Origin of the sequence: Mycobacterium sp., assembly GCF_019243155.1 — a bacterium.
In the GTDB taxonomy this organism is placed as follows: Bacteria; Actinomycetota; Actinomycetes; order Mycobacteriales; family Mycobacteriaceae; genus Mycobacterium.
Genome location: NZ_JAFAUS010000076.1, coordinates 1 through 10,127 on the forward strand (window position 1 = coordinate 1; position 10,127 = coordinate 10,127).

A 10,127-nucleotide genomic window follows, 5' to 3' on the forward strand; every position below is an offset into this window, starting at 1 on the left:
TCTAGGCGATCGATCGCGCCGGAGAACTGTTTGCCGTCCTTGGAAATCGTGCCGATCACGATGTTCAGGTTGTCGATCAGTTGCTGCACGGTTTGATCGTTGTCGGCCAAGGCGTTCGAAAACGACGTCGTCCTGGCGAACAGCGACTCGAGAGTCCCGCCTTGTCCCTGGAAAACTTGCAACAGTCCTGAGGTGAGCGCGTTGACATCGCGCGCATTCAGGCCCTGGGTAACCGGTTTGAGCCCGCCGAGCAGCAGATCGAGGTCAAGCGCCGGCGCGGTGCGGTTGACCGGAATCTGACCGCCGGCCGCAAGCTGCCTGGTCGAGCCCGGACCATCGACGAGTTCGAGGTAGCGATCGCCCACCAGGTTGAGGTAGCGGACCGCCGCCCTGGTGCCCTCGGTGAGGACGACGTTGCGGTCGGCGTCGAATTCCACCACAACCTTTTTGTCCGGTTGCAGCGACACACCATTGACCGTGCCGACCCGGATCCCGGCAACGCGCACCGACTGGCCCGGCTTGAGACGCGAGACGTCGGTGAACACGGCGGAATACTTGGTCGTCGAACCCGTCCGGTACTGGCCGAAGATGAAGAACAGGAAGGCGGTCAGGATCGCCATCACGACTGCGAAGATGCCGAACTTGATCAGCGTGGCGCGGGCTCTCATCCGGGTTCTCCGATCTGAGCCGAGTTGCGTGGTGGGCCCGCGATCGGGCCGTACAAAAGCTGCTTGAGCAGATCGGAGTTGATCAACAGCTGCGGGTTTCCGTAGTTCACCGGGTCCGCGCCGATATCGGTAATCAATTGCGGCGGGGCCGTATTGAACGGCGGGTTCGGCAGGCCCACGCACTGCGGGCCGCCCGTCGCCGCAACCTTCGGCAGGTTCGTCGGATACCGGTAACGCTCGGCGCCCCACGTGAGGCTCGCCGAGATGTTGATGCTTGGTTCTGACAACGGCGCCCCGTGCGACAGGTGGATGAGTCCTTGGAGACCGCAGGTGAGCGCCGGACCGTACTCCTTAGTCAGATCGGTAGTCGGCACCAGCAGATGCAGCACATTGGTCAGCGGTCCACGGTTCGCCGACAAGACGTCGTTGCCGATGTCGGCCAAGCCGATCGCGCTGATGAGCAACGCATCCAGGTTGTGCTGCTCATCGACGAGCGTCTTGCTGATGCGGGTGGCATTGGCGGCGGTCTTCACCAGGTCCGGCGCCGCGTCGGCATAGGCGTTGGACACCGCCGGCAAGACCGCGAGGTCATGACGGAATGCGGGAAGGCTCGGCTCGAGCCTGGCCAGAAACGAATCCAGGTCGCTCAGGGACTGGCCCAGCTGTGGGCCCCGCCCGCTGAAGGCTTGTGCCAGCGCACCCAGTGACTCGTTGAGCTTCGGGGGGTCGATGTGGGCCAGCACCGATACCAGTTGCTGGAACACCGTGTTGATTTCGACCATGACATGCTGGCCCTGCAGCGTCTGACCGCTGCGCAGCCGCGCCGCCGTGGGCTCGGCGGGCGGCACCAGCTCGACGGACTTCGCGCCGAAGACGGTCGATGACGCGATGTTGACGAGCACGTTGCCGGGTATGAAGTGCAGCTGCGACGGGTCCATCGCCAAATGAATGGCCGCGTCGCCGTTGGGTAGCGGGTCGATCGAGGCGACCTTGCCCACCTGCACTCCGCGCATCTTGACCTTCGCGTCCGGGTTCATAACCAGACCGGCGCGTTTCGCGACCACGGTCACCGGCACGCTTTCGGTGAAGGAGCCCTGGAACAGACCCACCGCAACGGCGAAGATCAGGCAGATGATGCCGACGGTGGCCAGTCCGAGCAAGGGTGGCAGGTAGTTGCGTCCGGCCGGTGGTCGCGTATTACCGGCACGCGCGGGTCGGCCGGCGACCGCGCCGCGACCCGCTGGGACACTCTGCGTCACTGTCGTTCCACCTCCTTTGCTAACCGGAAAGGTTGAAGTTGCCGTTCGTACCGTAGATAGCCAGCGAGACCAACAGCGTTACCGACACCACGACGATGAGCGAGGTGCGCACCGCGTTACCGGTCGCGTTGCCGACGCCGGCCGGCCCACCCGACGCGAAATAGCCGTAGTAGGTGTGGATCAGCAGGATGGTGAGCGCCATCAAAATGGCCTGCAGGAACGACCACAACAAGTCGATCGGGTTCAGGAACGTGTTGAAGTAGTGCTGGTACAAGCCCTGCGACTGCCCGAGCAAGAACGTCGTCGTGAACTGACTCGCCAGGAACGACAGGATCACGGCGATGCTGTACAACGGCGTGATCGCCATCATTCCCGCCAAAATCCTTGTGCTCACCAAGTAGGCGACCGGCCGGATGGCCATGCTCTCCAACGCATCGACTTCTTCGTTGATCCGCATGGCACCCAGCTGCGCGGTCACCCCGGCGCCGAAGGTCGCCGCCAGACCGATCCCCGCGACCACTGGCGCCGCGATACGCACATTGATGAATGCGGCCAAAAAGCCCGTGAGCGCCTCGATGCCGATATTGCCCAACGAGGTGTAACCCTGAATGGCCAGGGTGCCGCCCGCCGCCAGCGTCAGGAAGCCGACGATCACGACGGTTCCGCCGATCATCGCCAAAGTGCCCGCACCCATGCTGATCTCGGCAACCAGTCGAACGACCTCGCGCGTGTAATGGGTCGCCGCGAAGGGCACGCCCGCGAGCGCTTTCCCGTAAAACAGGGTGTGGTCACCGATCCGCCCCAAAGAGGCGACCGGCCGCTCGAACTGGCGGGCTAACCGCGGGTATACGGCTCTCAGTGCCATCGACAGCCCCTACTTCGCCGTCATCTTGATGCCGATCGCGGTGACAACCACGTTGACGACGAACAGGGACATGAAGGCATAGACCACGGTTTCGTTCACCGCGTTGCCGACGGCCTTGGCGCCCCCGCCGGTGATGGACAGGCCGCGATAGCAGGCGACCAAACCGGCGATGAGGCCGAAAAGCGCTGCCTTGATGCAGGAAATGACCACCTCGGGCACGCCGGTCAGCAGCGTGATACCAGCGGCGAACGCGCCGGGATTGACGTCTTGCACAAAGACCGAAAACACATAGCCACCCAGGACGCCGATGATGACGACGAGGCTGTTAAGCAGAAATGCGACCAACCCCGAAGCCAGCATGCGCGGCGTGACCAACCGTTGGATGGGGTTGATACCGAGCACTTCCATCGCATCGATCTCTTCGCGGATCGTTCGCGAACCCAGGTCCGCACACATTGCCGTGGCGCCCGCGCCCGCCACAATCAACACCGTGACCAGCGGGCCGAGCTGGGTGACCGCACCGAACGCGGCACCCGCACCGGACAGGTCGGCCGCGCCCAGTTCGCGCAACAGAATATTGAGCGTGAAGCTGACGAGGACGGTGAACGGGATCGCCACCAACAACGTGGGAGCCAGCGCCACTCGCGCGACAAACCAAGACTGGTCCAAGAACTCCCGCCACTGGAATGGTCTGCGGAACACGAACTTGACCGCGTCGGCCGACATCGCGAACAAAGCTCCGACCGCCTGCATGGGCCCCGAGAGGTCCCATTTCAGTCTCAATTGAGGAAATCCCGATGACCAGTGGTCTGCGCCCTTAGTCGCCATCGCCATCAGCCCCTTCCCACGCTACGAGACCGACAGTCTTGTTGTTACGCAACGGCTGAGGTAAGTTCAGCTCAACCAACGATTCGGAGTGAACGCGGCCGACCACGAAATGCGCGGCGAACAGCCGAAATTCGGCGTCTGACGCTAGCGTGGCAGCGCGTTCCCATCCCACGCCGGTCCCTCCGATCTGTCGCGTGAGTTGACGCCCCAAAACGAAGAGCTCCGCGTCTTGAAGCGTCCGGCGATTATGACTCATGGTTTGTCCGGGTGGAGCAAAAAACGCGGAACCGTTATCGGACGACCTCTGGCCGAAGCGCGCGGGCAGGCAGCGTCACTTGCGTTGGTGGGCTGAAACATTGCAGGCGGCTCCGATCCTAGGTGACGGCGCCGGCCGTCTTGAGTTCGATGATGTGGTCCCAGTCGAGCCCGAGTTCCATCAGGATGTCGTCGGTCTGCTCGGCGAAGCCGGGCGCGGGGCCGGTCTGCGGCGGCGCCACATCGAACTGGACCGGGTTGGCGACGAGTTCGAGTTCGCCCGCTTGCACTATGTACTCGTTTGCGCGGATCTGGGCGTCGTCGGCGGCCTGCAGGGTGTCCTGGACGGGGGCCCACGGCCCCGCGAGTGTGGCGAAGCGCTCGCTCCACTCGGCCAGCGTGCGGGTCGCGATGGCCTTGGTCAGGAGTTCCACCGCATCCGGCGTGTTGGCCGCGATCGTCTCCACCGTTTCGAAGCGCGGATCGTCGGCCATCTCGGGCAGGTCGACATGCCGGCACACGTCCGCCCAGAACTTGGTCGGCTGCATCATCACGAAGGAGATGTAGCGGCCGTCGGATGTCGTGTACAAGCCCACCAACGGATTGTTGGGAGCGCCGTGCACTCCGGGCGGCGGCGACTCCATCCGCTGGTGCAGGTGATTGGTCAGCGCGACGGTGTGGCCGAGCGACCACAGGCCGCTGCCCAACAGCGACACATCGACTACGGAGGGCTCCCCGGTCCGCTCGCGCTTGAGCAGAGCTGCCGCGATACCGCCGGCGAGATTGGTGCCCGAGATGGTGTCACCGTAGGCCGGCCCGGGCGGTGCGATCATGCCCGGCATGCCCGCGGGGGTGATGGTGGCGGCGGTTCCGGCTCGGCACCAGAAGGCGGTCATGTCGTAGCCGCCCCGGGTCGATTCCTCGCCGCGCGGGCCGAGCGCGCTGCCGCGCGCGTAGACGATCTTCGGGTTGACGGCCCGAATGTCGTCGACGTCGATGCCGAACCTTTCCCGGGTTCCGGGCAGGAAGCTGGTCAAAAAGACGTCGGCCCGGCGGGCCAGTTCGTAGAGCACTTCTTTGCCCTCGGACACCGACATGTCCAGGCCGATGCTGCGCTTGCCGCGATTGGCGTGCTCGATGTTCGGGTTGGGATCCCCTTCGACACGCAACATGCCGGTCTGGCGGAGTCCGCGCTGCGGGTCGCCGGTCACCGCGTGCTCGACCTTGACTACGTCGGCTCCCCATTCGGCGAGCACCGCGCCCGCCGACGGGACGAACCCGTACATCGCGACTTCCAGAACCCGGATGCCCTCGAGCGGTCTCATGCGTATGCTCCCTCGGTCGTTCCATCGATGAGGAGCCGGCGGTCTACGAGTGGTTCGGGGGTTGCATCCGCGACGGGATCAGCTGCCGTGTCCTGGGCAGGCATTCCGTACTCCCTGTGTGGTGACGGTCACGATAATTTCATTCTCTTCCCCGGCGAATCTTACATTCGCATCTCGATAATTCAAGAAAGTCTCAGGATTGAGACAGAGCCGCTGACCAGCGGCGAAAACGCTCGTATGTCGCCAGAACAGCACTCTCGACGCAGGCTGAGAGCGGTTTCTCGGGCATGTTGCAACGCGCTTCGGCGTGAGAGTAAGGTTCTCATAATTGCAAGGGAGATTCTTTGTGTCTGAAACAGCCCCGTTTTCAGTAGAGACCTCGACGTGAAGACCGCGGTAGTAACCGGAGGCGGATCCGGCATCGGGTTAGCCGTGGTGCATCGCCTGCGTGCCGACGGTCTCGACGTTGCGACGATCGACCTGAAGCCCTCGGAAACCGACCTGTCGTTCACCGCCGACGTCACCGACAGGGCGCAGGTGGATGCGGCCTTCTCGGCGATTCGCGCTCAGTTGGGGCCGGTCGCGATTCTGGTCAACGCCGCGGGCCTGGACGGATTCAAGCGCTTCACCAACCTCACGTTCGAGGATTGGCAGCGGGTGATCGACGTCAACTTGCACGGGGTGTTTCACACCGTCCAGGCGGTGCTGCCCGACATGATCGAGGCCGGATGGGGGCGGATCGTCAATATCTCTTCCTCCAGCACGCATTCCGGTGCGCCGTACATGAGTCATTACGTCGCGGCCAAGTCGGCGGTCAACGGCCTGACCAAGTCATTGGCGCTCGAGTACGGGCCCAACGGCATCACGGTCAATGCCGTCCCGCCGGGCTTCATCGACACCCCGATGTTGCGTGCGGCCGAGAAAAACGGCTTCCTCGGCAGCATCGAGGAGACAATTGCCCGAACACCGGTGCGGCGGATGGGAAAGCCGGAAGATATTGCGGCGGCCTGCGCATTCCTGGTGTCCGAGGAGGCCGGCTACATCACCGGTCAGATTTTGGGCGTCAACGGCGGTCGAAACACCTGAGAGGAGACAGCCCATGAAGGTTTGGGTGGATTCAGAACGATGCCAGGGTCACACCTTGTGCTCGATGATCGCCCCGGATTCATTCCAGCTCAGCGACATCGACGGCAGCTCATCTGCGATCGACGAAATAGTGCCCGCCGATCGCGAGGACCAGGTTCGTGAGGCCGCGCAATCGTGTCCGGAGCAGGCCATCATGATCACCGACGACGCCTGAGCCGGCACCGACGAGACATCGAGGGAGACGAAGCTGTGAGTGTCGATGACGGCGTCAGCGACAGCGACCGCAAGAAGAACCAGTACCACTTCGATCGGCACGGCGCCGAATACCGGTCGCAGTTCAAGGCCATCACCGAGGAGATGCACTCCAAGTGCCCGATGGCCTGGACCGAGACCTACGGCGGCCACTGGGTGGCGGCCGGCAGCCACGAGGTCTTCGAGCTCGCCCGCTGCCCCGCAGTCTCCAACGACCATGACCTGCACGGCGAACGCCGTGGCTACAAAGGCATTTCGATCCCCACGGCCAGCCGCGTCAGCGCGGTGCGCGGCGGCATCCTGGAAATGGACGACCCCGAGCACCGCACCTACCGCACGGTGCTCAATCCGTACCTGTCACCCGCCGCGGTCAAACGCTGGGAGCCGTTCATCGACGAGATCACGCGCGCCGCGCTCGACGAGAAGATCGAAGCGGGCAGCATCGACTTCGTCGACGACCTGGCCAACATCGTGCCGGCGGTCCTGACTCTGGCGATGCTGGGCATTCCGCTGAAGAAGTGGAACATGTACAGCGAGCCGGTTCACGCCGCGGTCTACACACCCGAGCACTCTCCCGACATCGAGAAGGTCACCGCGATGCACCGGGAGATGGGCCTCGACATGGTCAACACCATGCTCGAGGTCCGCGAGAACCCCCGGCCGGGGATCATCAACGGCCTGCTGCAGATGCGCATTGACGGCGAGCCCGCTCCGGATCTGGAAATCCTCGGCAACCTGGGACTGGTCATCGGAGGCGGCTTCGACACGACGACCGCCCTGACCGCCCACTCGTTGGAATGGCTTTCCGAGCATCCCGATCAGCGCCAGCTGCTCAGCAACGAACGCAAGACGATGCTCGACGCCGCGACCGAGGAGTTCCTGCGGTACTTCACCCCGGCCCCCGGTGACGGCCGGACCTTCTCCGACAACACCGAACTCGACGGCATCCACTTCAAAGAGGGTGAGCGGCTGTGGATCTCGTGGGCGATGGCCAACCGCGACCCGTCGGTCTTCCACGACCCGGATAAGATCGTCCTCGACCGTAAAGGCAACCGGCACTTCAGCTTCGGGCTGGGCGTGCACCGGTGCATCGGATCTAACGTGGCTCGCACCGTGTTCAAATCCATGCTCACCGCGGTGCTCGACCGGATGCCCGACTACCAGTGCGACCCCGAAGGCACCGTCCACTACGAGACCATCGGCGTCATCCAGGGCATGCGCAAGCTGCCGGCCACCTTCACACCCGGCCGCAAGGTCGGAGCCGGGCTGGACGAGACGCTGGAGAAGCTGCAACGCATCTGCGACGAGCAGGAACTCGCCAGACCGATCACCGAGCGCAAGGAAGCCGCGGTCATCGACTGACCGTCGCAATTTCTTCGAGTAGGCCTGTTCGGCGTGACCGCGCCCTATATTTGGGGCAATTGCGTGTGCAGAGATGGGAGACGCAACGGTGAAGACTTTCGCAGTGAGCCTTGCGCTTGCCTTGGCCGCACTGACCGTCGCGCCGACTGCCCACGCGGACATGCTGTATGCCAACTACCACTTGGACACGAACCGGGATCCCGGCCACTTCTGGGTTTGGTCGATCAACCCGTGCGCCAATCCAGCGCCGGGATGCTTGCAGGTGTATGCAACTCCGCAGCCCAACGGGCAAGCGGTGGTCTACAGAGGCGAGGCGCATCTGTCCAACGGCCGCTACACCATGGCCGTTGATGTGCCCGACGGTGTGCGCTGCGTGGTCCAGTTCTTTCCCTCGCATGACGTCTACTCGTGGGATGCGGTGACGCTTGGGGGTCAGGTCGACTCGACGTTCAACACGGGCTGCGGTGGCGGACCGGGGGGCACCAACAGTTACCCGTTCTCGCTCGTGCGATTCTAGCCGCGTGAGACGTACAGGAGTCAGTAAGCACGATGGCTGAGGCCAAGGAACCGCCGCGCGATTCGGCCACATCGAAGGCCGATGCGAGGGCATTGCTCGAGGAAGCCGAGGCCGAAGCGGCCGAAGCCGAAGCGCTGGCCGCCGCAGCGCGCGCCCGCGCTCGTGCCGCCAGGCTACGGCGTGAAGCGCTGGCCGAAGCTGAGAAAGAGGCCCAAAAAGAGGCCGAGGCAAAGGCCGCCGAGGAAGCGCGGGACGCCGAAGAAACGGTAGCCGCCGACCACGAAGAAACAACCGACGGCGCCGAAGCGAAGACGGACGAGGATGTCGCCGAGACTGAGGCCGACGAGGACGTCACCGAGACCGCCGACGCAACCGACGCCGACGAGGCGGAGACAGAAGAAGAAGAAGAAGAAGAAGTCTCCGACGAAACCCGCGGAGACGACGAAGAAGCCACGCCGGCGCGCTCCCGACGACGCTTACGAATGCCACCGTTGTCCGTGACGTGGAAAGTGGCCGTCATCCTGCTCATCTGCGCCTTCGTCGCGGCCAGCGGATACATGATGTGGAACCGCCACGAAGTCACTGAGCGCAATCAGCGCGCTGCGAGCTTCGTCGCGGGGGCCAGACAAGGTGTCGTCAACCTGACTTCCATGGACTTCAACAAGGCCAAGGAGGACGTCCAGCGGGTCATTGACAGCTCGACCGGCCAGTTCCACGACGACTTCCAGGCGCGTGCAAAAGATTTCACGACCGTCGTTGAGCAGTCCAAAGTGGTCACCCAGGGAACCGTGAATGCGGCGGCCGTGCAAGCGATCAACGGGGATTTCGCGTTGGTGCTCGTCGCGGCGACATCGCACATCACCAACGCTGCGGGCGCCAAAGACGAACCACGCAATTGGCGCCTCAAGGTGACCGTTAAAGACGATGGCGGGCAATACAAGATGTCTAACGTGGAGTTCATCCCATGAGCGAGGACGAGCCCAGCATCGGCACCGCCGACGACGTGAAAGACGACGTGAAAGACGACCTGGGCGACGACGTGGGCGAACAAGCCGAACGCAGCGCGAGTAGCAAACCGCGCGTGTGGCGCAAGGTGACAGTCGTTCCCGTCGTACTGATTTTGCTGCTGCTGCTGTCCGGGGGTGCGGCGGCGTGGCTGTACTTCACGCAGTACCGGCCCGATAAGCAGACCGACGCCGGCGTCGCCAGCGCGGTCACCAGTGCGGCGTCCGACGGAACGGTCGCGTTGCTGTCCTACTCGCCCGACACGCTGGACAAAGACTTCGCCGCGGCCAAATCCCATCTGTCCGGGGACTTCCTGTCGTACTACAACCAGTTCACCGAACAGATCGTGGCTCCGGCGGCCAAACAGAAGTCACTGAAGACCAACGCCCGGGTGTTGGGAGCCGCGGTTCAGGAGTTACACCCGAACTCGGCCGTCGTGCTGGTGCTGGTCGACCAGAGCACCACGAGCAAGGACAATCCCGACCCCGCGATGGCTTCCAGCAGCGTCCTGGTCAGTTTGAGCCGCGTCAACGGCACCTGGCTGATCACCAAATTCGACCCGGTTTAGCAGCCGGTCGAATGCCGTTGCGACAAACGGCAACTCACAAAACGCTAGCTGCGCGGGAGACCGAGCACTCGCTGGGCGATGATGTTGCGCTGGATCTCAGACGTGCCGCCGGCGATCGTCCCGGAGAAGCTGCGGGC

General features: G+C 63.7%; 12 protein-coding genes. 6 read left to right on the forward strand and 6 right to left on the reverse strand.

The annotated features are described in order from the left end of the window. From JOZ00_RS03900 to JOZ00_RS03920, 5 genes are all read right to left on the reverse strand, one after another. The coding region (locus tag JOZ00_RS03900; RefSeq protein WP_293339891.1) for an MCE family protein at window positions 1-668 on the reverse strand (668 nt) is incomplete at its 3' end. Continuing rightward, window positions 665-1,927, reverse strand: coding sequence for an MCE family protein (locus JOZ00_RS03905; protein ID WP_293339894.1), 1,263 nt, complete (start codon window positions 1,925-1,927; stop codon window positions 665-667). The genes JOZ00_RS03905 and JOZ00_RS03900, both read right to left, overlap by 4 nt. Window positions 1,928-1,946: 19 nt before the next feature. Next, window positions 1,947-2,792 (reverse strand): ABC transporter permease, encoded by an 846-nt coding sequence (locus JOZ00_RS03910; RefSeq protein WP_293339897.1) that lies wholly within the window; start codon window positions 2,790-2,792, stop codon window positions 1,947-1,949. Between the two features lie 9 nt (window positions 2,793-2,801). After that, window positions 2,802-3,620, reverse strand: a complete 819-nt coding sequence (locus tag JOZ00_RS03915; RefSeq protein WP_293339920.1) for an ABC transporter permease — start codon at window positions 3,618-3,620, stop codon at window positions 2,802-2,804. 374 nt (window positions 3,621-3,994) lie between these two features. Then, the gene (locus JOZ00_RS03920; RefSeq protein ID WP_293339900.1) at window positions 3,995-5,200 is read right to left on the reverse strand and encodes a CoA transferase; all 1,206 of its coding nucleotides are present in this window, start codon (window positions 5,198-5,200) and stop codon (window positions 3,995-3,997) included. A 384-nt stretch (window positions 5,201-5,584) separates the two neighbouring features. Between JOZ00_RS03920 and JOZ00_RS03925 the strand changes: the two genes are divergently transcribed. The 6 genes from JOZ00_RS03925 to JOZ00_RS03950 all read left to right on the forward strand — a co-directional run bounded on the left by JOZ00_RS03925 (window position 5,585) and on the right by JOZ00_RS03950 (window position 9,990). After that, window positions 5,585-6,286: an SDR family NAD(P)-dependent oxidoreductase gene (locus tag JOZ00_RS03925; RefSeq protein ID WP_293339903.1), complete on the forward strand. Its 702-nt coding sequence runs from the start codon at window positions 5,585-5,587 to the stop codon at window positions 6,284-6,286. Between the two features lie 13 nt (window positions 6,287-6,299). Next, window positions 6,300-6,500 (forward strand): ferredoxin, encoded by a 201-nt coding sequence (locus JOZ00_RS03930; RefSeq protein ID WP_293339906.1) that lies wholly within the window; start codon window positions 6,300-6,302, stop codon window positions 6,498-6,500. A 35-nt stretch (window positions 6,501-6,535) separates the two neighbouring features. Then, complete coding sequence (locus JOZ00_RS03935) at window positions 6,536-7,900, forward strand: cytochrome P450 (RefSeq protein ID WP_293339909.1); 1,365 nt, start codon at window positions 6,536-6,538, stop codon at window positions 7,898-7,900. A 73-nt stretch (window positions 7,901-7,973) separates the two neighbouring features. Then, window positions 7,974-8,417, forward strand: a complete 444-nt coding sequence (locus tag JOZ00_RS03940) for a hypothetical protein (RefSeq protein ID WP_293339912.1) — start codon at window positions 7,974-7,976, stop codon at window positions 8,415-8,417. 32 nt (window positions 8,418-8,449) lie between these two features. Further along, window positions 8,450-9,385 carry a hypothetical protein gene (locus tag JOZ00_RS03945; RefSeq protein ID WP_293339914.1) on the forward strand — a complete coding sequence of 312 codons (936 nt, stop codon included), beginning with the start codon at window positions 8,450-8,452 and terminating at the stop codon, window positions 9,383-9,385. Further along, window positions 9,382-9,990 carry a hypothetical protein gene (locus tag JOZ00_RS03950; protein WP_293339917.1) on the forward strand — a complete coding sequence of 203 codons (609 nt, stop codon included), beginning with the start codon at window positions 9,382-9,384 and terminating at the stop codon, window positions 9,988-9,990. The genes JOZ00_RS03945 and JOZ00_RS03950 overlap by 4 nt, the downstream gene beginning before the upstream one ends. A 44-nt stretch (window positions 9,991-10,034) precedes the next feature. Here JOZ00_RS03950 and JOZ00_RS03955 read toward each other — a convergent pair. Continuing rightward, window positions 10,035-10,127 (reverse strand): acyl-CoA dehydrogenase family protein (locus JOZ00_RS03955; RefSeq protein WP_293339923.1); only part of this gene is annotated, 93 nt, incomplete at its 5' end.